Genomic DNA, 23040 nt, shown 5'->3' on the forward strand with positions numbered 1-23040 from the left:
GTTACCATCGCCGCACGTTTTTTGGGCACGCGCATAAATTAGAGAGGCCGGGATGTATATCTATCGCTTGGTCCTGCTCCTGGTAGTGGGGATTTATCTGTTCTCCCCGGCCATCATGGATTGGTGGATCGACGCCACGGGTGCCTGGTATCGGCCGTATCTGCTCTGGCTGATCCTGATTGTCGTGACCTTCATCCTGCAGAGCCAAAAAGATGCCGATGAGCTTTAGCCTGACCCAGATGGTCCTGATCAGCGCTGCCTACCTGGCAGTGCTGTTCGGCGTAGCCTGGATCAGCGAACGAGGCATGATCCCCCGGGCGATCATCCGCCACCCGCTGACCTACACCCTGTCGCTGGGTGTCTATGCCAGCGCATGGGCGTTCTATGGCACGGTCGGGCTGGCCTACCAGTACGGCTATGGTTTCCTCTCCAGTTACCTGGGGGTGTCAGGGGCGTTCCTGCTGGCGCCGGTGTTGCTCTACCCGATCCTGAAAATCACCCGCACCTACCAACTGTCGTCGCTGGCCGACCTGTTCGCCTTTCGCTTTCGCAGCACCTGGGCCGGCGCGCTGACCACGATCTTCATGCTGGTCGGGGTGTTGCCGCTGCTGGCCCTGCAGATCCAGGCCGTGGCCGACTCCATCAGCATCCTGACCCGCGAGCCGGTGCAGCACCGGGTGGCACTGAGCTTCTGCGTACTGATCATCCTGTTCACGATTTTCTTCGGCTCCCGACACATCGCCACGCGGGAAAAACACGAAGGCCTGGTGTTCGCCATCGCTTTCGAATCGGTGATCAAGCTGATTGCCATCGGTGGGGTCGGCCTCTATGCCCTGTATGGCGTGTTCGATGGCCCGCAACAGCTGGAAGTGTGGCTACTGCAAAACCAGACGGCCCTCGCCGCCCTGCACACACCGTTGCAGGAAGGCCCATGGCGCACGCTGTTGCTGGTGTTCTTCGCATCGGCCATCGTGATGCCGCACATGTACCACATGACCTTTACCGAAAACCTCAACCCGCGCTCGCTGGTAAGCGCCAGTTGGGGCCTGCCGCTGTTCCTGCTGCTGATGAGCCTGGCGGTACCGCTGATCCTCTGGGCCGGCTTGAAGCTGGGCGCCAGTACCAATCCGGAATATTTCACCCTGGGCATCGGCATCGCCGCCAACAGCAAGGCCCTGGCGTTGCTGGCGTATGTCGGCGGCCTGTCGGCGGCCAGCGGCTTGATCATCGTCACCACGCTGGCATTGTCGGGCATGGCCCTCAACCACCTGGTGCTGCCGCTCTACCAGCCACCGGCCGAAGGCAATATCTACCGCTGGCTGAAATGGACACGGCGGGCGCTGATCGTCGCGATCATCATGGCCGGCTACGGTTTCTACCTGATGCTGGGTGAGGGACAGGACTTGGCCAACCTGGGCATCGTCGCCTTCGTTGCCACCTTGCAGTTCCTGCCCGGCGTACTGTCGGTGCTGTATTGGCCGACCGCCAACCGCCGCGGCTTCATCGCCGGCCTGCTGGCAGGGATCCTGGTGTGGCTGGTCGCGATGCTGTTGCCGCTGTTGGGCAACCTGCAGGGCTTCTATATTCCGCTGCTGAACATGATCTACGTGCTCGACGACACCAGTTGGCATATGGCGGCCATCGCCTCCCTGGCGGCGAACGTGCTGATGTTCACCCTGATCTCGCTGTTCACCAACGCCAGCAGCGAAGAGGCCAGCGCCGCCGAAGCTTGCGCGGTGGACAATGTCCGCCGCCCGCAGCGTCGCGAACTGCACGCCGCCTCGCCCCAGGAATTCGCCACGCAACTGGCCAAGCCCTTGGGCGCCAAGGCCGCGCAAAAAGAAGTCGAACAGGCCCTGCGCGACCTCTACCTGCCCTTCGATGAACGTCGCCCGTATGCCTTGCGTCGCCTGCGGGACCGGATCGAGGCCAACCTGTCCGGCCTGATGGGCCCCAGCGTAGCCCAGGACATGGTCGAGACGTTCCTGCCCTACAAGGCCGGCGGCGAGAACTACGTCACCGAAGACATCCACTTCATCGAAAGCCGCCTTGAGGATTACCATTCGCGCCTCACGGGCCTTGCCGCCGAACTGGACGCCTTGCGCCGTTACCACCGCCAGACCCTGCAGGAACTGCCGATGGGCGTGTGCTCCCTGGCCAAGGACCAGGAAATCCTGATGTGGAACAAAGCCATGGAAGAGCTCACCGGGATCGCGGCCCAGCGCGTGGTCGGTTCACGCCTGAGCACCCTGGGCGAGCCGTGGAAAGGCTTGTTGCAAGGTTTCATCGACCTGCCGGACGAGCACTTGCACAAACAGCACCTGGCCCTCGACGGCCAGACCCGTTGGCTGAACCTGCACAAGGCGGCGATCGACGAGCCGCTGGCACCCGGTAACAGCGGCCTGGTGCTGCTGGTCGAAGACCTGACCGATACCCAGATGCTCGAAGACAAGCTGGTCCACTCCGAACGACTGGCAAGCATCGGCCGGTTGGCCGCCGGGGTGGCCCACGAAATCGGCAACCCGATCACCGGCATCGCCTGCCTGGCGCAGAACCTGCGCGAAGAACGCGAGGACGACGGCGAGCTGACGGAAATCAGCGGCCAGATCCTCGAACAGACCAAGCGCGTATCGCGCATCGTCCAGTCGCTGATGAGCTTCGCCCATGCCGGCGGTCACCAGCACAATGACGAGCCCGTCTGTCTGGCCGAAGTGGCCCAGGATGCCATTGGTCTGCTGGCGCTCAACCGGCGCAATTTCGAAGTGCAATTCTTCAACCTGTGCGATCCGGATCATTGGGTCGACGGCGACCCCCAGCGGCTCGCCCAGGTGTTGATCAACCTGCTATCCAACGCGCGGGACGCCTCACCGGCCGGCAGCGCGGTGCGGGTCAAGAGTGAAGCCTTCGAACACACGGTCGACCTGATCGTCGAAGACGAAGGCAGCGGTATCCCACAGAACATCATGGACCGATTGTTCGAACCTTTCTTCACCACCAAGGATCCTGGCGAAGGCACCGGTCTGGGCCTCGCACTGGTCTATTCCATCGTTGAAGAGCATTATGGACAAATCACCATCGACAGCCCGGCCGATGTACAAAGCCAACGCGGCACCCGTATCCGGGTGACCTTGCCGCGTCATGTCGAAGCGACGTCCGCTGTGAACTGAGACCGTCGAGAGAATCGAATCAATGCCGCACATTTTGATCGTCGAAGACGAAACAATTATCCGCTCCGCCTTGCGCCGCCTGCTGGAACGCAACCAGTACCAGGTCAGCGAAGCCGGTTCAGTGCAGGAAGCACAAGAACGTTTCAGCATTCCAACGTTTGACCTGATCGTCAGCGACCTGCGCCTGCCTGGCGCCCCGGGTACCGAGCTGATCAAGCTCGGCCAGGGCACACCCGTGCTGATCATGACCAGTTACGCCAGCCTGCGCTCGGCGGTCGACTCCATGAAAATGGGTGCGGTGGACTACATCGCCAAACCGTTCGACCACGACGAGATGCTCCAGGCCGTGGCCCGCATCCTGCGTGACCGACAGGCGGCGAGCAGCAACCCGGCGGAACCCGTCGGCAAGGCCAGTGCCTCGGCGAAAGCCGGCGCCAGCAACAATAATGGCGAAATTGGCATCATCGGTTCCTGCCCGCCCATGCAGGACCTGTACAGCAAGATCCGCAAAGTGGCGCCGACCGACTCCAATGTCCTGATCCAGGGCGAGTCCGGTACCGGCAAGGAGCTGGTAGCCCGTGCCCTGCACAATCTGTCACGCCGGGCCAAGGCGCCGATGATCTCGGTGAACTGCGCGGCGATTCCGGAGAGCCTGATCGAGTCCGAACTGTTCGGCCACGAGAAAGGTGCGTTCACCGGCGCCAGCGCCGGGCGCGCCGGGCTGGTGGAAGCGGCGGACGGCGGCACGCTGTTCCTCGATGAAATTGGCGAACTGCCACTGGAAGCCCAGGCGCGGTTGCTGCGGGTGCTGCAGGAAGGCGAAATCCGCCGCGTCGGCTCGGTGCAGTCGCAAAAGGTCGATGTGCGCCTGATCGCGGCCACCCACCGTGACCTCAAGAGCCTGGCGAAGATCGGCCAGTTCCGCGAAGACTTGTATTACCGCTTGCACGTGATCGCCTTGAAGCTGCCCGCCCTGCGCGAGCGTGGCGCGGACGTCAATGAAATCGCCCAGGCATTCCTGGCTCGCCAGAGCGCGCGGGTCAACCGCACCGATCTCAAGTTCGCCCCGGACGCCGAACAGGCCATCCGTCATTACGCCTGGCCGGGTAACGTTCGCGAGCTGGAAAACGCGGTCGAGCGGGCGGTGATCCTGTGCGAGAGCCCGGAAATCTCTGCCGAGCTGCTGGGCATCGACATCGAACTGAGCGACCTGGACGACGAAGAGTTCATCGGCCTGGCCCCGCAACAGGGCGGCGCTGCCAACAACACCAGCCACGAGCCCACCGAAGACCTGTCCCTGGAAGACTACTTCCAGCACTTCGTCCTGGAGCACCAGGACCACATGACCGAGACCGAACTGGCACGCAAACTGGGCGTAAGCCGCAAGTGCCTGTGGGAACGTCGCCAGCGCCTGGGGATTCCACGGCGCAAGACCGGTGCGACCAGCGAAAGCTGAGGTGTGGGGGTAACACCGCTGAATGTGAAAAAACTGTTACCTCAGCTTTTTCACGTAACAGAAGCCGGGGTTTACGGTAACGAAACCCCGGCTTTTTTTCGCCCCGAAAAAATGGTTATAACCCTAGAACCCCCGGTTCCGCTGGGCCTCGCAAAAGTTGGCACGCCCCCTGCTATAGCTTTGGTACAAGAACAATAACAAGCAATGCAAAAGACAATAAAAATAAGACGAATCGACTCACGCACAATAAAAACAAGACGGCGAGAGGCGCAGCTAACTGATTCTTTTGGAGAGGCGTTGTATTTGGGGCTTGCCCCACAACCAGGCCGAGAACAATAAAAACTGTCTCAAGACAGGTGCCTGAACTGGTTGGATCGATAGATCACTGCAACACAGCGATCAAAGCAATCCGTTTGCTCTTGGCTCCCGATTGGGAGGGTCACGAAGGGAAAACCTCGTGACGCGGGCACTCAACAAAAACAAGAAGCCCAAAACCAATAATAAAAACAGAGCACGTAACTAATTCTGGGGGAGCTTCGGCTCCCCTTGTGGTTTCTGTCGTTCCGACTCCCCGCAGCCTACAAGGCTTGTCGCTGAAGCTTGCAGCTCTAAACTGCTCCGTCCTACACCATCCCTCGACTAAATGCTAGAATCTCGGCCCATCATGCGGTCATTCTTCGTTTTTGGCCGAATATTCCTTCAAACAGTGCATCCCATGCTGAAGAAGCTGTTCCAGTCATTCCGTTCTCCCTTGCGTCGTACGCAACACATTCGCAGCACGCCTGAAGTGCTCAACAGCGGCCAGCATTCACTGCAAAAGGCCCAGTTCAGCCGGTATGCGGTGAACATCGTCGAACGTTTGCAGAACGCCGGTTACCAGGCTTACCTGGTCGGTGGCTGCGTGCGCGACATGCTGCTCAACATCACCCCCAAGGATTTCGACGTCGCCACCAGCGCCACGCCGGAACAGATACGGGCCGAATTTCGCAACGCGCGGATCATTGGCCGGCGCTTCAAGCTGGTCCACATCCACTTCGGTCGCGAAATCATCGAAGTGGCGACCTTCCGCGCCAATCACCCGCAAAACGATGAAGAGGAAGACAGCAACCAGTCTTCCCGCAACGAAAGCGGGCGCATCCTGCGCGATAACGTCTACGGCACGCTGGAAGAAGACGCGCAACGCCGCGACTTCACCATCAACGCCCTGTATTACGATCCGGTCAGCGAGCGCATCCTCGATTACGCCAACGGCGTACACGACATTCGCAATCGCCTGATCCGCCTGATCGGCGACCCCAAGCAGCGCTACCAGGAAGACCCGGTGCGAATGCTGCGGGCCGTGCGTTTCGCCGCCAAGCTGGATTTCGGCATCGAAAAACACAGCGCCTTGCCGATTCGTGAACTGGCGCCGATGCTGCGCGAAATCCCTTCGGCGCGCCTGTTCGAGGAAGTGCTCAAGCTGTTCCTGTCGGGCAACGCCGCAGACACCTTCGAGATGCTGGTGGACCTGCAGTTGTTCGATCCGCTGTTCCCCGCCAGTGCCGAGGCCCTGGAGCACAACCCGACCTACACCCACACCTTGATCAGCGAAGCACTGACCAACACCGACCTGCGCATCAAGCAGAACAAGCCGGTGACGCCTGCGTTCCTGTTCGCCGCGTTGCTCTGGCCTGCCCTGCCGGCTCGGGTGCTGCGCCTGCAAGAGCGTGGCATGCCGCCGATCCCGGCGATGCAGGAAGCCGCCCACGAGCTGATTGCCGAACAGTGCCAGCGCATCGCCATTCCAAAACGCTTCACGATGCCGATCCGCGAGATCTGGGACATGCAGGAGCGCCTGCCACGGCGCAGCGGCAAGCGTGCCGACCTGCTGCTGGACAACCCGCGTTTCCGCGCCGGCTACGACTTCCTGCTGCTGCGTGAAAGCGCGGGCGAGCAGACCGATGGCCTGGGTGAATGGTGGACCGATTACCAGGACGCCAACGACAGCGAGCGCCGCGACATGATTCGCGACCTCAGCGGCAAGGATGACGGCGCCAGCGGCCCGCGCAAGCGCCGTCGCAGCAGCGGTGCCAAGCGCAAGCGTGCCGGTGTACCGAGCGCATCGGGCGAGTAATCGATGGAACGCATCTACATCGGCATGGGCAGCAACCTGGCCGAACCCGCCGAACAATTGCGCAGCGCCGTCCAGGCGCTGGCGCAATTGCCCGACACCCAACTGCTGGGGGTCTCGGCGTTTTATCAGAGCGATTCCCTGCTGCCCGGCCAGCCGCGCTACACCAACGCGGTGGCGGCGCTGGACAGCCGCCTGGCACCGCTGGACCTGCTCGATGCGCTGCAAGCCATCGAAACCGGACAAGGTCGCGAACGCCTGGAACGCTGGGGCCCGCGCACCCTGGACCTGGACATCCTGCTGTTCGGCGATCGCCTGATCGACGAGCCTCGCCTCAAGGTACCTCACTACCACATGCAAGCCCGAGCCTTCGTGCTGTACCCACTGGCCGAGTTGGCGCCCGCCGACCTGCTGCTCGCCGATGGACGCTCACTCAAGGATCTCCTCGCGGCGTGCCCATTCGCCGGTCTGGAACGCCTGCCGCCTATCTGACGAAGACCATCCCCTGTGGGAGCGAGCTTGCTCGCGATAGCGTCGGCACATCCAGCATCCAGGGTGACTGACATACCGCCATCGCGAGCAAGCTCGCTCCCACAGGATCCGGGACCCAGCCGTCAGATCCGAAACACGCCTCTACGCTGAAACGCATCAGTAACCCCGGTAACACCCGGCGGTAACACATCCAATTGACTTCCCGAGTGCTCCTCACGACTATAGGCGTCCCGTTGCCGCCAATACGGCGCTGAAGGGCGCAATCCAGGCCTTACAAGCACCACACATAAGAAGGTGCGCCTGTATCGATAACGAATCATGCGCGTTACTTGCAGTAATTCACGAGCGCCTAATGAGGACTTTTTCATGCCAGCTATTACCCTGACCACGCTGCAAGGTCTCAAGCAAAAAGGTGAAAAAATCACCATGCTGACCTGCTATGACGCAACTTTCGCCCACGCCTGCAATGAGGCCGGTGTCGAAGTGTTGCTGGTGGGCGATTCCCTCGGCATGGTGCTGCAAGGTCACGACAGCACACTGCCGGTGACCACCGCCGAGATGGCCTACCATGTGGCCGCCGTCAAACGCGGTAACACCGATGCACTGATTCTCGCCGACCTGCCGTTCATGGCCTACGCCACCCTCGAACAAACCATGACCAACAGCGCCATGCTGATGCAGGCCGGTGCCCACATGCTCAAGGTCGAAGGTGCGTTGTGGCTGGCCGATTCGATTCGGCTGCTGGCCGAGCGGGGTATCCCGGTATGCGCGCACATGGGCCTGACCCCACAATCGGTCAATATCTTCGGTGGCTACAAGGTCCAGGGTCGCAATGAGAACCAGGCACGGCAGATGCGCGCCGATGCGATTGCGCTGGAGCAGGCTGGCGCCGCGATGTTGCTGCTCGAATGCGTGCCCAGCGAGCTGGCGGAAGAAATCACCCAGGCGGTGAAGATCCCGGTGATCGGGATCGGCGCCGGCCACGCCACCGATGGCCAGGTACTGGTGCTGCACGACATGCTCGGCCTGTCGATCACCGGTCGCGTGCCCAAGTTCGTGAAGGACTTCATGGCCGGGCAGACGTCCATCCAGGGCGCGTTGAGTGCCTACGTCGCCGAAGTCAAGGCCGTAACCTTCCCTGGCGCCGAGCACGGGTTTTCTGCATGAACACCGTCAAAACCGTACGCGAACTGCGGGCCGCCGTGGCCCGTGCCCGCGGCGAAGGCAAACGCATCGCCTTCGTGCCGACCATGGGCAACCTGCACAGCGGCCACGTGGCGCTGGTCACCAAGGCCGCGCAACGGGCCGATTTCGTGGTGGCGAGCATTTTCGTCAACCCCCTGCAATTCGGCGCTGGCGAAGACCTGGACAAATACCCCCGCACCCTGGCGGCCGACCAGGAGAAACTGCTCCAGGCCGGCTGCCATCTGCTGTTCGCGCCCAGCGTCGAAGAGATGTACCCCGACGGCATGGCCGGGCAGACCCGGGTCAGCGTCCCGCAATTGTCCGAAGGCTTGTGCGGTGCCAGCCGTCCAGGGCATTTCGAAGGCGTGGCGACGGTGGTCAGCAAGCTGTTCAACATGGTCCAGCCTGACCTGGCGGTGTTTGGCCAGAAAGACTTCCAGCAACTGGCGGTGATTCGCGCACTGGTCCATGACCTGAACATGCCGATCCAGATCATCGGCGAGCCGACCGTTCGCGCCGAGGACGGCCTGGCGCTGTCCTCGCGCAACGGCTTCCTCAGCCCGGATCAACGTGCCGTCGCGCCCGTGGTCTATCGCGTCCTGAGCCAGATCGCCGAGGCCATCAAACAGGGCCGACGAGATTTCCCGGCACTGATCGACGAGCAGCTCAAGCAACTCGAAGCCGCCGGCCTGCGTCCCGATTACCTGGAAATCCGTCACGCCAAGACCTTGCGCCCGGCATTGAGCGAGGACCGTGACCTGGTGATTCTGGTGGCGGCCTTCCTCGGCACCACACGCCTGATCGACAACCTGCACCTGGACCTCGACACCCCCGCCTGAACCCACACCCGTCCCAATCTGGGGGTGGGCCTTGTGGGAGCAAAGCTTGCTCGCGATAGCGGTCTGATATTCGACGTACGTGTCGAATTTGACCACGTCATCGCGAGCAAGCTTTGCTCCCACATACCGACTGCACTTGCAAATCCCTCGCGTATTGCCGCCCCACAAGGCTTCAGGCAGACTGCCCGCCGTTCGGACCCGACCAGAGGAAACATTCATGCATGCCATCATGCTCAAGGCCAAGCTGCACCGCGCCGAAGTCACCCACGCCGTGCTCGATTACGAAGGCTCCTGCGCCATTGATGGTGAGTGGCTGGACCTGTCGGGAATCCGCGAATACGAACAGATCCAGATCTACAACGTCGACAACGGCGAACGCTTCACCACCTACGCCATCCGCGGCGAGGAAGGTTCACGGATGATCTCGGTGAACGGCGCCGCAGCGCACAAGGCCAAGGTGGGTGATCGTGTCATCATCTGCGCCTACGCCCACTACAGCGAAGCTGAGCTGGTCAACTTCAAGCCCCGCATGCTGTACATGGCGCCAGGCAATGAACTGAGCCACACCAGCAATGCGATTCCGGTGCAGCTCGCCTGATCGAACCCGAACGATATCTGTGTACAAGCCTGTGGGAGCAAAGCTTGCTCGCGATAGCAGTGTGTCAGGTGACATCCATGCAACTGGTCCATTGCAATCGCGAGCAAGCTTTGCTCCCACAGCGAACCATTCCCGCCCCCTGCTGTATAAAAAAGTACCGGGAATCGGTCAGACAAAGCCAAGACAGATCGCAACACGAGGTTTACTGTAGTCGCCCTGTGTCCGGCGATCATGTCGATGCAGTGTCCGGACGCCCACCTCAAGCCGCGCCGGAGTTTTTAGTGTACAAAAGGCCGTTCAAGTAAAAAGGAAACCCGCAGCGATGGCGTATTACCGAACCCCTCATGACGTGACCGCTCTGCCAGCCTGGCAAGCGCTGAATGACCACCGCAAAGCCATGCAGGATTTCAGCATGCGCGAAGCGTTCAATGCCGATCCGCAGCGTTTTACTCAATTCACCCTGTCGAGCTGCGGCCTGTTTCTCGACTACTCGAAAAACCTGATCAACGCCCAGACCCGCGATCTGCTGGTGGGCCTGGCCAACGAAGTCGACCTCAAGGGCGCGATCAAGTCACTGTTCGAAGGCGAAATCGTCAACGCCTCGGAAAACCGCCCTGCCCTGCACACCGCCCTGCGTCGGCCGGTGGGCGACAAGTTGCTGGTCAACGGCGTCAACGTGATGCCGGACGTGCACAAAGTGCTGAACCAGATCACCGACCTGGTGGGCCGCATTCACGACGGCCTGTGGCGCGGCTACACCGAAAAGCCGATCACCGACGTGGTGAACATCGGCATCGGTGGTTCTTTCCTCGGCCCGGAGCTGGTGTCCGAAGCGCTGTTGTCCTACGCGCAAAAAGGCGTTCGCTGCCACTACCTGGCGAACATCGACGGCAGTGAGTTCCACGAACTGACCATGAAGCTGCGCGCCGAGACCACGCTGTTCATCGTCTCGTCGAAATCCTTCAACACCCTCGAAACCCTGAAGAACGCCCAAGCCGCCCGCGCCTGGTACCTGGCCCAGGGTGGCTCCGAAGCGGAGCTGTATCGCCACTTCATCGCCGTGTCGAGCAACAATGCCGCCGCCGTGGCCTTCGGCATCCGCGAAGAAAACATCTTCCCGATGTGGGACTGGGTTGGCGGGCGTTACTCGCTGTGGTCGGCCATCGGCCTGCCGATCGCCCTGGCCATCGGCATGTCGAACTTCAAGGAATTGCTCTCCGGCGCCTATTCCATGGACCAGCATTTCCAGAGCGCCCCGTTCGAGCAGAACATGCCGGTGCTGCTGGCACTGCTGGGCGTGTGGTACGGCAACTTCTGGGGTGCGCAGAGCCATGCGATCCTGCCGTATGACCACTACCTGCGTAACATCACCAAGCATTTGCAGCAGTTGGACATGGAATCCAACGGCAAGAGCGTGCGCCTGGACGGTACGCCGGTGTCGACCGACACAGGCCCGGTGATCTGGGGCGGCGTTGGCTGCAACGGTCAGCACGCCTACCACCAGTTGCTGCACCAGGGCACCCAGTTGATCCCGGCCGACTTCATCGTGCCGATCGTCAGCTTCAACCCGGTTTCCGATCATCACCAGTGGCTGTACGCCAACTGCCTGTCCCAGAGCCAGGCACTGATGCTCGGCAAGACCCGCGCCGAAGCCGAAGCCGAGCTGCGGGACAAGGGCGCCAGCGAAGAAGAGGTGCAGAAACTGGCCTCCCACAAGGTGATCCCGGGCAACCGTCCGAGCAACACCCTGGTGGTCGAACGCATCAGCCCACGTCGCCTCGGCGCGCTGGTGGCGCTGTATGAACACAAGGTGTTCGTGCAGAGCGTGGTCTGGGGCATCAACGCCTTCGACCAATGGGGCGTGGAACTGGGCAAGGAACTGGGCAAGGGCGTCTACAACCGCCTGGTGGGCAGTGAAGAAAACCCGGCCGAAGATGCTTCGACCCAGGGCTTGATCAACTACTTCCGCGGTCGTCACCGCGGCTGATCGTCCCCACGCTCCCACAGCTCACCGCTGATCCCTGTGGGAGCGAGCCTTGTGGGAGCAAAGCTTGCTCGCGATAGCGGTCTGACATCAACCTATCTGTTGAATGTGACGCCGTCATCGCGAGCAAGCTTTGCTCCCACCAAGCTCGCACACAGTTGCTTTGTGCATGACTTGAACCCCCAGGCGACTGGGCGCATCTTTATGACTTGTCGCAAAACAAGAATAAGGAACCGTCATGTTCGATATCAGCCAGTACCCCCAAGCCGATGCCGTCCGCCGGGCTGCGCAACTGAGTCAGGACGAGTACAAGCGGCTCTATAAAGAATCCATCGAACACCCCAGCGCCTTCTGGGCCGAGCAGGCCACCCGCTTTCTCGACTGGATGACGCCCTGGCAAACCGTCCAGCGCTATGACCTCAAGAACGGCGACGCGACCTGGTTCGCCGGTGGCAAGCTGAACGTCAGCGCCAATTGCATCGACCGTCACCTGCAAACGCGCGGCGACCAGACGGCAATCATCTGGGAAGGCGACGACCCCGCCGAGTCGGCAGAAATCACCTACAAAAAACTACACAACCATGTGTGCCGCCTGGCCAACGTGCTGAAAAGCCGTGGCGTGAAGAAAGGCGACCGGGTCTGCATCTACATGCCGATGATCCCCGAGGCCGCCTACGCCATGCTCGCCTGTACCCGCATCGGCGCGGTGCATTCAGTGGTATTCGGCGGTTTCTCACCGGACTCGCTGCGCGACCGGATTCTCGATGCCGACTGCCGCACCGTGATCACCGCTGACGAAGGTGTGCGCGGCGGGCGCTTCGTACCGCTCAAGCGTAACGTCGACAAGGCCCTGGAAAGTTGCCCGAACGTCAGCACCGTGCTGGTGGTCCAGCGCACCCAAGGCGAGGTGGGCTGGGTAGAAGGCCGTGACCTGTGGTACCACCAGGCCATGCACGAGATGAGCGACGACTGCCCACCGGAACCGATGGACGCCGAAGACCCGTTGTTCATCCTCTACACCTCCGGCAGCACCGGCAAACCCAAGGGCGTGCTGCACACCACGGGCGGCTATCTGCTGCAAGCGGCGATGACGTTCAAGTACGTGCTCGATTACCGCGACAACGAAGTGTTCTGGTGCACCGCCGATGTCGGCTGGGTCACCGGCCACAGCTACATCGTCTACGGCCCGCTGGCCAATGGGGCCACCACGTTGATCTTCGAGGGCGTGCCGAGCTACCCGAGCAGTTCGCGCTTCTGGCAGGTGATCGACAAGCATCAGGTCAACATCTTCTACACCGCACCGACCGCCCTGCGCGCGCTGATGCGCGAAGGTCCCGGACCGTTGCAGGAAACGTCCCGCAAAAGCCTGCGATTGCTCGGCACCGTTGGTGAGCCGATCAACCCGGAAGCGTGGGAATGGTATTTCAACACGGTAGGCGAACAGCGCTGCCCGATTGTCGATACCTGGTGGCAGACCGAGACCGGCGGCATCATGCTCAGCCCGTTGGTGAGTGCCCCACGGCTCAAGCCAGGCTGCGCCACCCGGCCGATGTTCGGCGTGCAACCGGTCTTGCTGGATGAAGTGGGCAAGGAAATCAACGGCGCCGGCAGCGGCGTCCTGGCGATCAAATCCAGTTGGCCCGGGCAGATTCGCAGCGTCTACGGCGATCATCAACGCATGGTCGACACCTACTTCAAACCCTACCCTGGCTATTACTTCACCGGCGACGGCGCGCGCCGCGACGAAGACGGCGACTACTGGATCACCGGACGCATCGACGACGTGATCAACGTCTCCGGGCATCGCATCGGCACCGCCGAGGTGGAAAGCGCCCTGGTGCTGCACGACAACATTGCCGAAGCCGCCGTCGTCGGCTATCCCCATGACCTCAAGGGCCAGGGCATCTATGCCTTTGTCACGCCGATGAATGGTGTGGAGGCCAATGACGAGCTGAAGAAAGAACTGCTGGCCCACGTCAGCAAGGAAATCGGCAGCTTCGCCAAGCCGGAACTGATCCAGTGGGCGCCGGCGTTGCCCAAGACCCGTTCGGGCAAGATCATGCGACGCATCCTGCGCAAGATCGCCTGCAACGAACTCGACAGCCTTGGTGACACCTCGACCCTGGCCGATCCCAGTGTGGTGGAGGGGCTGATCGACAAACGCCTCAATCGCTGAGGATTCCTGTGGGAGCGAGCTTGCTCGCGATGGGGCCCTGTCAATCTAGACCGCCATCGCGAGCAAGCTCGCTCCCACAGGGACCACGCCGGCCATAACTGCTAAACTCCCGCGCCTCATTTCTCTAAGGCGCGCCCGGCATGTCTTCCTTGAATCAGGCGCTGCGCGCCGCCCTCGACCAGCGCCAGGAGCTGCTCGGCCAACTGCATCAGCAAGGCACCGACTGCTATCGCCTGTTCCATGGCAGCCAGGAAGGCGCCCCCGGCCTGACCATCGACCGCTACGGCCCGCAACTGCTGGTACAGAGCTTCCATCAGTCGCTGGAGCGCGACGACCTGCTGCAACTGCACGGCATCGTCAACGAACGGCTGGGACTGGAGACTTTGTTGGTCTACAACGACCGCGCCCGGGGCAATTCGCGCGTCGACCGCCAGGACACTGTCTATCAGGCGGACGAGGCCGCCCTGCAAGACCTGGTCGGGCATGAATGGGGCTTGAATTATCGCGTCCGCGGTCGCCATGCCGGGCAGGATCCACTGCTGTTTCTCGACCTGCGCAACGCCCGGGGCTGGGTCAAGGCACACAGCCACAATAAAAGCGTGCTGAACCTGTTCGCCTACACCTGCGGCGTCGGCCTGAGCGCCGCGGCCGGTGGTGCGCGGGAGGTGTGCAATCTGGACTTCGCCGAAGGCAACCTGGCGGTGGGCCGCGAAAATGGCCTGCTCAACCCCGATTTGCCGCCGATGGAATTCGTGCAGTCGGATTACTTTCCGGCGATTCGCCAACTGGCCGGCCTGCCCATCAGCCAGCGCCGCGGGCAGAAACTACCCAGCTACGTGCGCCTGGAGCAACGCCAGTACGACCTGGTGCTGCTCGATCCACCGGCCTGGGCCAAAAGTGCGTTCGGCACCGTCGACCTGTTGCGCGATTACCAAAGCCTGCTGAAACCGGCCCTGCTCACCACCGCCGACGATGGTGTGCTGATCTGCTGCAACAACCTGGCAAAAGTGCCCATGGACGACTGGCGCGAGCAGGTGTTGCGTTGTGCGGAAAAAGCCGGTCGCCCGGTGCGCGAGTGGAGCGTGCTGACGCCCGGCAGCGATTTCCCTTCCCGGGATCAGCAGCCGCCGCTCAAGACGCTGATCCTCCAGCTCTAAGTCCGCGTCGGGATTCTCACCGAGAAAACCAGACAATTCTCATAAATCACAGTGGCTTCGGAACCGTAAACGCGTGCCATACTCCAAGGCATTCCGAATTCACACCAAGATGAAGCCGCACATGCCCAAAGGATTGATTCGCGCCATCGGCGCTCTGTTGACCGCACTGGCCCTCTACAGCCTGTTGGGCTTTCTGATTTTGCCGGGCATCGCCTTGCGCATCGCCAACCAGCAACTGGCCGCCCTTGCGACGGTGCCGGCGCAGATCCAGCGCATCGAACTCAATCCCTTCAGCCTTGAAGTCACCCTCTGGGGCCTGAATATCGGCGAACCAGGCAAGGAACAGGTCGGCTTCGAACGGCTGTATGCCAATCTGCAGCTCGACAGCCTGTGGTCCGGCGCCTTGCACCTGGTCGACATCGAGCTGGACAAGCCCAAGACCGAAGTGATGTTCGCCAAGGACGGTCAGTTGAACCTGCTGGGCCTGTTCAAGCTGCCGGCCAGCGAACCGACGCCTGCCAACCCCGAGGCCAAGCCGTTCCCCCTGCGGGTCGAGCGAATCAAGTTGGCCGGCGGCTATGTGCATTTCCAGGACCTGCGCCCCAGCGAACCCATTGAGTTTCTCTACGACACCCTCGATTTCGAGCTGAAAAACCTCAGCACCCTGCCCGACGACAATGCCGACATGACCCTGGTGGCTGCTGGCCCCGAAGGCGGACAGATCGACTGGACCGGTAATTTCAGCCTCACGCCGATTGCCTCCCAAGGCACGCTCAAAGTCACTGGCGGCCAAATGAAAGCCTGGTGGCCCTATGTGCGCGACGCCGTGCCGCTGGTTCTGGAAAACGGCGTCCTGAACCTCAGCACCGACTACAAGCTCAACCTGGCCAAGGGCACCGAACTGCTGCTCAACAACGCCGCGGTCAGTGTCGCGCCCTTCGCCATCAAGACACCCGATGGCCGTCCATTGGTAAAGCTCGAACGCCTGGACGTGAGCGAAACCTCGGTAGACCTGGCCAAGCAGCAAGTCATCGTGGGCAAGATCCGCAGCCAGAAGCTGGAAACCTGGGCCGCTCGCGAGGCGGACGGGCAGCTGGACTGGCAGAAACTCTTCGCCAGCCAGCCGGCCAAACCGCAGGTCAAGGCTGAACCGGCATCCGCCCCGGCAGCGGCAGACTCGCCAAAAGCTGAACCGGCACCGCCCAGCAAACCCTGGCAGGTGATGTTGAAGGATGTGCAACTGCGCGACTATAAGGTGCACTTGGCCGACCGCCAGGCCCAGCCCGCCGTGGCACTGGAGGTCGGCCCGCTGAACCTCGACCTGCAGAACTACGACACCCTCAACGGCTCACCCTTTGCCCTCAAGCTGGACACCGGGATAGGCAAGCAGGGCAAGATCCTGGCCGACGGCGAGGTCAACCTGAACCCGATCACCGCCAAGCTCAAGGTCAAGACACAGGACGTCGACCTGCGCGTCGCCCAGTCGTACATCAACCCGTTCATTCGCCTGGAGCTGCGCTCCGGGATGCTCGGCAGTGACCTGGCGGTCGACCTCAAAAGCACCGAACCGCTGGCATTTGCCGTCACCGGCCGTGCCCAGGTCGATCAGTTGCACACCCTCGACACGCTCAAGACCCGCGACTTCCTCAAGTGGCAGAGCCTGGTCCTCGAAGGCCTGAATTATCAGCACGGGGACAGCCTGTCCATCGACAAGGTCAACCTGTTCCAGCCTTACGCGCGCTTCATGATCAACGACGACCGCACCACCAACGTCGATGACCTGCTGATCCCGCAACCGGCCGACAGCGGCACCAAGAAAGCCGCGGCAAAACCGCCGTCCCAGGAAAAACCGCTGGGCATCCACATCGGTGGTATCGCCATCAATGACGGTTCGGCCAACTTCGCCGACTTCAGCCTGACGCCCAATTTCGCCACGGCCATCCAGCAGCTCAATGGCCAGATCGGCACCATCGACAGCCGCCAGGCCAAACCGGCCAGCGTCGACATCAAGGGCAAGGTCGATCGCTATGCACCGGTCACCATCAAGGGCGCGGTCAACCCCTTCGACCCGATGGCCAGCCTCGACATCGCCACCAGTTTCAAACGGGTCGAGCTGACCACCCTGACGCCCTACTCCGGCAAGTTCGCCGGCTATCGCATCCGCAAGGGTCGGCTCAATCTCGACCTGCATTACCAGATCACCAAGGGCAAGCTCCAGGCGGAAAACAAAGTGGTGGTCGAGCAACTGCAACTGGGGGAGAAAGTCGACAGCCCGGACGCCGTGAGCCTGCCACTCAAACTGGCGGTCGCCTTGCTCAAGGATTCCGACGGTAAGATTTCCATCGAACTACCCGTGTCCGGCGATCTCAACGACCCGCAATTCAGTATCATGCCAATCGTCTGGCAGACCCTGCGCAACCTGTTGGTACGAGCGGCCCAGGCGCCGTTCAAACTCATCGGTGGGCTGGTGGCCGGTGGCGGCTCGGAAGACCTGGGCAGCGTGGCGTTTGCGCCGGGCTCCAGCGACCTGAGCAAGGACAATGAAGGCGTGCTGCTCAAACTGTCCGAGGCCCTTGGCAAACGTCCGGAGCTGCGCCTGGAGATCGAAGGCACCGCCGCCGAAAGCAGCGACGGCCCACTGCTCGCCGCCCAGCGCCTGGAACGCGAATACCAGTACAACTACTACAAGATGCTGCAGCGTCGGGGCGACAAAGTACCGGCCCAGGCCTCGCTGATACAGGTGCCCGAGGATGAAAAGGCACCGCTGCTCGAAGGCATCTACCGCACCCGCCTCAAGACCCAACCGCCCGCCGAATGGACGCAATTGGACAAAAAGACGCGCATCGAGAAACTGCGTGAAGGCGTGATCAAGTTCTGGAGCGGCAGCGACGTGCTGCTGCGTCAACTGGGGCAGGAACGGGCCAGCAGCATCAAGGACTTCCTGGTGGACAAAGGCCAGTTGGCCGACGACCGCGTGTATTTCATTGACGCCAACCTCGGCCAGGCCGAGAGCGATGGCCGGGTGATTACCCCGATGCATCTGGATGCCGAATAAGATGAAACCCTGGTGCGGGCTCAGCCTGGGTCTATTGCTCGCCACCGGCCAGGCCGCGGCTGCCGACACGCTGCGTTGCGGCAGCCAGTTGATCAGCGTCGGCGACCGCTCCAGCGAAGTGCTGCAAAAGTGCGGGGAGCCAGCGGCGCGGGATGACCTGGGCTACAAACGCAGCGTCAATCGCCGGGAGGAATATCCGGTGGAAGAATGGACCTACGGCCCCAACAGCGGCATGTATCAGTACCTGCGCTTCGAGGGGAATCGGCTGGTGCAGATCAACAGCAAGCGGGGGCGGTGAATGTACCACCGCCATCGCGAGCAAGCTCGCTCCCACATTTTGATCGCATTCCTGCTGGAAGAACTCGGGTCGCGGCGCAAGCAAGCTTGATCGCTGTTTCCTGAAAGAACCCGCCCCCCTGTGGGAGCGAGCTTGCTCGCGATAAGCGCAACTCGGTTTCCCAGCCTGCTCCACAAACCTCACCCGCACTTTTCCTCTCCCGGAATAGAACAGGCCCCCGGCACGAATGCCGGAGGCCTGTAATGGCCACGTCCGTGTGGCCTTTCGCATGAACTCCAAAGCAACGGCAAACGTATATCCTGGCCCGCTTGCCGCGCCTTCTCCCAGTCCAGGCGAGAAGTATTAGCCTTACTCGGCTTTCAGGCCGTCAGCCGATACGGCCTTGACGCCTTTGATTTTCTTGGCGATTGCCACAGCGGTGTCTTTTTGTGCATCAGTGACTTTGGTCATCGAAGACAGGGACACAACACCTTTGTTGGTTTCGACTTTGATATCTGTGCCTGGAATGCCTTTTTCAGTGACCAGATCAGCTTTGACCTTGGTGGTGATCCAGGTATCGGAAACGTCTTCCTTGGCCTCTGTCACTTCGCCCGCAGCCAGCATCATTGGCGCCTGAGTTGCTTGAGTGGTCTCGGCGAATGCGCTAGCCATAGTCAGGGTCAGAGCGGTAGCAGCGGCGGCAGTGATAGCGAACTTCTTCATACGAGTAACTCCTGTTTTTCTCAGAAACTGTCGGAGGTGGATCCCGGCAGGGTTAGCAGGAGTAGTGCGAAGGTTGTGCCAGTTTTAAGAAATTAATTAATTCCTTATAAATCAATTAGTTAAGCGAAGCGGCGAAATTCAGAATCATGCAAATTGCATGAGCCTCCCATTTTCAACATGCAACATGCCGATCCTGCCTTGCCGCTTAGCTGATAAATCAAGAAGGGTTTGCACGGCAAGGGAGCGGGCCCCCTTCGCCGCGCGAGTATCAGGTGCCAGGGCAAGAGATCGGCAGGTATTCCTTGGCTGCGGTGGATCCGCATGTCCAGAGGCCGTTGACATCACGGCTGAGGGTGATCGTCTTACCTACTACGGAGGCAGGGGCGTTCAGGAGGGTACAAACGATGGTGCCTGCCGTCGTAGCCGTACCTGTTACCGAAATTGTGCAGTTGCTGGTTGTGGTCGGGGCGTTCATGAGGGTCAACGTTGGAGTAACGCCCTGATTCATCTGATCCTCGTACGCCACCTTCAGCGCCGAGATTTCCCCCAGCCCGGCGGTAGCCTTCGCCCGCGCTTGGTACCTGGAATATTGCGGCAACGCAAACGTCGCCAGAATGCCGATGATCGCCACGACGATCAGCAGCTCGATCAGCGTAAAACCCTTCTGCTTATTCATAGACATCTCCATAGCATGAGTCGAAATCTCATGACCTGAAACGGCCATTGCAGGGCACATGCCAACCCTCAAGTCTCATCAATAAAGGGGGTTGAACCCGCCCAACGGCGACGTCCTACCTCAACAACCGCACTATCTGACGTTTTTTGTCACCCTGCCCCGCTGGTTTGGCGCCAAGCCTTGACTAGGCTATAAGTCATGAATCGTTCGCCGTCGGGATTCCCATGAATGACATCGCCCTCAGCGGCCTGACCAAGCAATTGGTGTTGGCCGAACTGCTCACCGAGCAAAGTGCGCAACAGGCGTATCAACAGGCTCAACGCAGCCGCATCCCCCTGGTCAGCTATCTGGTGCAGAACAAACTGGTCCAGAGCCGCCAGGTCGCGGAGATTGCCTCGGAGCATTTCGGCGTCGCCCTGCTGGACCTCAACAGCCTGGACAAAGAAACCCAACCCAGCGGCCTGGTCAGCGAAAAACTGGTGCGCCAGCACCACGCCCTGCCGCTGTGGCGGCGTGGCAACAAACTGTACGTGGGCATCTCCGACCCCACTAATCACCAGGCCATCAACGACATCCAGTTCAGCACTGGCCTGACCACCGAAGCCATCCTGGTGGAGGACGAAAAGCTCAGCGAGGCCATCGAAAAGTTCTTCGAATCCAGCAGCACCGGCCTGGAAGGCATGGGCGATGTCGACCTCGACGGCCTGGACATCGAATCGATCGACGACACCAAGCAGGATGCCATCGGCAGCCAGGACGCCGACGACGCGCCCGTGGTGCGCTTCGTCAACAAGATGTTGCTGGACGCCATCAAGGGCGGCTCTTCCGACCTGCACTTCGAGCCCTATGAAAAGATCTATCGGGTGCGGGTGCGCACCGACGGCATGCTGCGGGAAGTGGCCCGCCCCCCGATCCAACTGGCCAACCGTATCGCCGCCCGCCTGAAAGTCATGGCCAGCCTGGATATTTCCGAGCGGCGCAAACCCCAGGACGGCCGGTTGAAAATGCGCCTGTCAAAAACCAAATCCATCGACTTCCGGGTCAACACCCTGCCCACGCTGTGGGGCGAAAAGGTGGTGATCCGGATCCTTGATCCGTCCAGTGCGCAAATGGGCATCGATGCCCTGGGCTACGAACCGGACCAGAAAGACCTGTACATGGCCGCCCTCAAGCAACCGCAAGGGCTGATCCTGGTGACCGGCCCGACCGGCTCGGGCAAGACCGTGTCGCTGTACACCGGGCTGAATATCCTCAACACCGTGGACATCAACATTTCCACCGCCGAAGACCCGGTGGAGATCAACATGGAAGGCATCAACCAGGTCAACGTGAACCCGCGCCAGGGGTTGGACTTCGCCCAGGCCCTGCGTTCGTTCCTGCGCCAGGACCCGGACGTGATCATGGTCGGCGAGATCCGCGACCTGGAAACCGCCGAGATCGCCATCAAGGCCGCTCAGACCGGGCACCTGGTGCTCTCCACCCTGCACACCAACAGCGCCGCCGAAACCCTGATCCGCCTGCAGAACATGGGCATTCCAGGGTTCAACATCGCCACCGCCGTGCACCTGATCATCGCCCAGCGGCTGGCGCGCAAGCTGTGCAGTCACTGCAAGAAAGCCATCGAGGTTCCCGAGGAAACCTTGCTCAAGGAAGGTTTCCCTCGGGAACGCATTGGCACATTCACGATCTATGAGCCGGTCGGTTGCGAACAGTGCAACAACGGCTACAAAGGGCGCGTGGGGGTTTACGAAGTGGTCAAGAACACGCCCGAGCTGCAACGGTTGATCATGGCCGAGGGCAACTCGCTGGAAATCGATCTGCAAATGCGCAAGGACGGTTTCAATGACCTGCGCACGTCGGGGCTGCTCAAAGTGATGCAGGGCGTCACCAGCCTCGAAGAAATCAACCGGGTCACCAAGGATTGAACATGGCGGTCAAGGCAGTCAAAACCGATGTTTACACTTGGGAAGGCAAGGACCGCAAAGGCACAAAAATGAGTGGCGAGCTGACGGGCCAGAGCCCGGCGCTGGTCAAGGCACAACTGCGCAAACAAGGCATCAACCCGCAGAAGGTGCGCAAGAAATCCACCTCGATATTCAGCAAGGGCAAGCGCATCAAGCCGCTGGATATCGCCCTCTTCACCCGCCAGATGGCCACGATGCTCAAGGCTGGTGTGCCGCTGTTGCAGGCGTTCGACATCATTGGCGAAGGCTTCGACAACCCCAACATGCGCAAGCTGGTGGACGAGGTGAAGCAGGAAGTCGCCGCCGGCAACAGCTTCGCCGCGGCGCTGCGCAAGTGCCCGCAATATTTCGACGAGCTGTACTGCAACCTGGTGGACGCCGGCGAACAGGCCGGTGCCCTGGACACGCTGCTGGACCGGGTCGCGACCTACAAGGAAAAGAGCGAAGCGCTCAAGGCCAAAATCAAGAAAGCCATGACCTACCCTGCGGCCGTGGTCCTCGTTGCCGCAGTGGTCACGGGGATCCTCTTGGTCAAGGTTGTGCCGCAATTCGAATCGGTATTCTCCGGGTTCGGCGCGCAGCTGCCAGCCTTCACGGTAATGGTCATAGGCCTGTCGGAAATCATGCAGCAATGGTGGTGGGTGATGCTTGGCGGGTTGGTAGGGGCATTTTTTGGCGTGAAGTACGCGCTCAGGCGTTCGGAGCCCTTTCGCGACTGGCGCGACAAATGGCTGCTCAAGCTGCCGCTGATAGGCACCTTGCTGTACAAATCCGCCGTGGCCCGCTACGCCCGCACGCTTTCCACCACCTTCGCCGCCGGCGTGCCGCTGGTGGAGGCCCTGGATTCGGTGTCTGGTGCCACCGGCAATGTGGTGTTCAAACGTGCCGTGCTGCGCATCAAGCAGGAGGTCTCGACCGGCATGCAGTTGAATTTCTCCATGCGTGCCTCAGGGATCTTTCCGAACCTGGCGATCCAGATGACCGCCATCGGCGAGGAATCCGGCGCGCTGGACGACATGCTCGACAAGGTGGCGAGCTTTTATGAGGCCGAGGTGGACAATCTGGTGGACAACCTCACCAGCCTGATGGAACCCTTCATCATGGTGGTCCTGGGGGTGGTCGTCGGTGGCCTGGTGGTCGCCATGTACTTGCCCATCTTTCAACTCGGCTCTGCGATCTGA

The 23040-nt window shown here is 61.1% G+C and carries 17 protein-coding genes; 15 read left to right on the top strand and 2 right to left on the bottom strand.

The genetic code is table 11. The features are described 5' to 3' along the window. Positions 1 to 52 precede the first annotated feature (52 nt). From QMK47_RS24880 to QMK47_RS24940, 13 genes are all read left to right on the top strand, one after another. Positions 53 to 229 carry a hypothetical protein gene (locus QMK47_RS24880; RefSeq protein ID WP_003176118.1) on the top strand — a complete coding sequence of 59 codons (177 nt, stop codon included), beginning with the start codon at positions 53 to 55 and terminating at the stop codon, positions 227 to 229. Continuing rightward, entirely contained in the window at positions 213 to 3167 is a 2955-nt protein-coding gene (locus tag QMK47_RS24885) for a sensor histidine kinase (protein ID WP_214512622.1), read from the top strand. The genes QMK47_RS24880 and QMK47_RS24885 overlap by 17 nt, the downstream gene beginning before the upstream one ends. 22 nt (positions 3168 to 3189) lie before the next feature. Then, positions 3190 to 4623 carry a sigma-54 dependent transcriptional regulator gene (locus QMK47_RS24890; RefSeq protein WP_320389464.1) on the top strand — a complete coding sequence of 478 codons (1434 nt, stop codon included), beginning with the start codon at positions 3190 to 3192 and terminating at the stop codon, positions 4621 to 4623. Between the two features lie 715 nt (positions 4624 to 5338). Beyond that, the gene (locus QMK47_RS24895) at positions 5339 to 6736 is read left to right on the top strand and encodes a polynucleotide adenylyltransferase PcnB (RefSeq protein WP_253469434.1); all 1398 of its coding nucleotides are present in this window, start codon (positions 5339 to 5341) and stop codon (positions 6734 to 6736) included. Between the two features lie 3 nt (positions 6737 to 6739). After that, positions 6740 to 7225 (top strand): 2-amino-4-hydroxy-6-hydroxymethyldihydropteridine diphosphokinase, encoded by a 486-nt coding sequence (gene folK, locus QMK47_RS24900; protein WP_320389465.1) that lies wholly within the window; start codon positions 6740 to 6742, stop codon positions 7223 to 7225. A gap of 366 nt (positions 7226 to 7591) precedes the next feature. Then, positions 7592 to 8392: a 3-methyl-2-oxobutanoate hydroxymethyltransferase gene (gene panB / locus QMK47_RS24905; protein WP_018609283.1), complete on the top strand. Its 801-nt coding sequence runs from the start codon at positions 7592 to 7594 to the stop codon at positions 8390 to 8392. Next, positions 8389 to 9249 carry a pantoate--beta-alanine ligase gene (gene panC / locus QMK47_RS24910; RefSeq protein ID WP_092225307.1) on the top strand — a complete coding sequence of 287 codons (861 nt, stop codon included), beginning with the start codon at positions 8389 to 8391 and terminating at the stop codon, positions 9247 to 9249. The genes panB and panC overlap by 4 nt, the downstream gene beginning before the upstream one ends. A 217-nt stretch (positions 9250 to 9466) precedes the next feature. Next, complete coding sequence (panD, locus tag QMK47_RS24915) at positions 9467 to 9847, top strand: aspartate 1-decarboxylase (protein WP_003205654.1); 381 nt, start codon at positions 9467 to 9469, stop codon at positions 9845 to 9847. A 322-nt stretch (positions 9848 to 10169) separates the two neighbouring features. Then, positions 10170 to 11834, top strand: a complete 1665-nt coding sequence (pgi, locus tag QMK47_RS24920) for a glucose-6-phosphate isomerase (RefSeq protein ID WP_014340245.1) — start codon at positions 10170 to 10172, stop codon at positions 11832 to 11834. A gap of 235 nt (positions 11835 to 12069) precedes the next feature. After that, positions 12070 to 14007, top strand: a complete 1938-nt coding sequence (gene acs, locus QMK47_RS24925; protein WP_258689392.1) for an acetate--CoA ligase — start codon at positions 12070 to 12072, stop codon at positions 14005 to 14007. Between the two features lie 140 nt (positions 14008 to 14147). Further along, complete coding sequence (locus QMK47_RS24930; RefSeq protein ID WP_258689394.1) at positions 14148 to 15164, top strand: class I SAM-dependent rRNA methyltransferase; 1017 nt, start codon at positions 14148 to 14150, stop codon at positions 15162 to 15164. A 121-nt stretch (positions 15165 to 15285) separates the two neighbouring features. Further along, entirely contained in the window at positions 15286 to 18219 is a 2934-nt protein-coding gene (locus tag QMK47_RS24935; protein ID WP_258689396.1) for a DUF748 domain-containing protein, read from the top strand. Position 18220: 1 nt separating this feature from the next. Further along, positions 18221 to 18517: a DUF2845 domain-containing protein gene (locus QMK47_RS24940; RefSeq protein ID WP_253469448.1), complete on the top strand. Its 297-nt coding sequence runs from the start codon at positions 18221 to 18223 to the stop codon at positions 18515 to 18517. A gap of 348 nt (positions 18518 to 18865) precedes the next feature. On the opposite strand, the gene QMK47_RS24945 is transcribed toward QMK47_RS24940, so the two are convergent. Together QMK47_RS24945 and QMK47_RS24950 are read right to left on the bottom strand one after the other, a co-directional pair. After that, positions 18866 to 19219 (bottom strand): BON domain-containing protein, encoded by a 354-nt coding sequence (locus QMK47_RS24945; protein ID WP_003205664.1) that lies wholly within the window; start codon positions 19217 to 19219, stop codon positions 18866 to 18868. A 268-nt stretch (positions 19220 to 19487) separates the two neighbouring features. Next, positions 19488 to 19895, bottom strand: coding sequence for a pilin (locus tag QMK47_RS24950; RefSeq protein ID WP_214512613.1), 408 nt, complete (start codon positions 19893 to 19895; stop codon positions 19488 to 19490). A 224-nt stretch (positions 19896 to 20119) separates the two neighbouring features. On the opposite strand from QMK47_RS24950, the gene pilB reads away from it, so the two are divergent. Next, entirely contained in the window at positions 20120 to 21820 is a 1701-nt protein-coding gene (pilB, locus tag QMK47_RS24955) for a type IV-A pilus assembly ATPase PilB (protein ID WP_258689399.1), read from the top strand. A gap of 2 nt (positions 21821 to 21822) precedes the next feature. After that, positions 21823 to 23040: a type II secretion system F family protein gene (locus tag QMK47_RS24960; protein WP_214512611.1), complete on the top strand. Its 1218-nt coding sequence runs from the start codon at positions 21823 to 21825 to the stop codon at positions 23038 to 23040.

It is taken from the genome of Pseudomonas sp. P9_35, assembly GCF_034008205.1.
GTDB lineage: Bacteria > Pseudomonadota > Gammaproteobacteria > Pseudomonadales > Pseudomonadaceae > Aquipseudomonas > Aquipseudomonas kilonensis.

Bases quoted from the DNA above. Each gene is read 5' to 3' on its own strand.
- QMK47_RS24895 (WP_253469434.1), top strand. From the start codon at position 5,339: ATGCTGAAGAAGCTGTTCCAGTCATTCCGTTCTCCCTTGCGTCGTACG.
- folK (WP_320389465.1), top strand. From the start codon at position 6,740: ATGGAACGCATCTACATCGGCATGGGCAGCAACCTGGCCGAACCCGCC.
- QMK47_RS24880 (WP_003176118.1), top strand. From the start codon at position 53: ATGTATATCTATCGCTTGGTCCTGCTCCTGGTAGTGGGGATTTATCTG.
- QMK47_RS24890 (WP_320389464.1), top strand. From the start codon at position 3,190: ATGCCGCACATTTTGATCGTCGAAGACGAAACAATTATCCGCTCCGCC.
- QMK47_RS24935 (WP_258689396.1), top strand. From the start codon at position 15,286: ATGCCCAAAGGATTGATTCGCGCCATCGGCGCTCTGTTGACCGCACTG.
- pilB (WP_258689399.1), top strand. From the start codon at position 20,120: ATGAATGACATCGCCCTCAGCGGCCTGACCAAGCAATTGGTGTTGGCC.
- QMK47_RS24950 (WP_214512613.1), bottom strand. From the start codon at position 19,895: ATGAATAAGCAGAAGGGTTTTACGCTGATCGAGCTGCTGATCGTCGTG.
- QMK47_RS24960 (WP_214512611.1), top strand. From the start codon at position 21,823: ATGGCGGTCAAGGCAGTCAAAACCGATGTTTACACTTGGGAAGGCAAG.
- panC (WP_092225307.1), top strand. From the start codon at position 8,389: ATGAACACCGTCAAAACCGTACGCGAACTGCGGGCCGCCGTGGCCCGT.
- QMK47_RS24930 (WP_258689394.1), top strand. From the start codon at position 14,148: ATGTCTTCCTTGAATCAGGCGCTGCGCGCCGCCCTCGACCAGCGCCAG.
- QMK47_RS24885 (WP_214512622.1), top strand. From the start codon at position 213: ATGCCGATGAGCTTTAGCCTGACCCAGATGGTCCTGATCAGCGCTGCC.
- QMK47_RS24940 (WP_253469448.1), top strand. From the start codon at position 18,221: ATGAAACCCTGGTGCGGGCTCAGCCTGGGTCTATTGCTCGCCACCGGC.
- panB (WP_018609283.1), top strand. From the start codon at position 7,592: ATGCCAGCTATTACCCTGACCACGCTGCAAGGTCTCAAGCAAAAAGGT.
- QMK47_RS24945 (WP_003205664.1), bottom strand. From the start codon at position 19,219: ATGAAGAAGTTCGCTATCACTGCCGCCGCTGCTACCGCTCTGACCCTG.
- panD (WP_003205654.1), top strand. From the start codon at position 9,467: ATGCATGCCATCATGCTCAAGGCCAAGCTGCACCGCGCCGAAGTCACC.
- acs (WP_258689392.1), top strand. From the start codon at position 12,070: ATGTTCGATATCAGCCAGTACCCCCAAGCCGATGCCGTCCGCCGGGCT.
- pgi (WP_014340245.1), top strand. From the start codon at position 10,170: ATGGCGTATTACCGAACCCCTCATGACGTGACCGCTCTGCCAGCCTGG.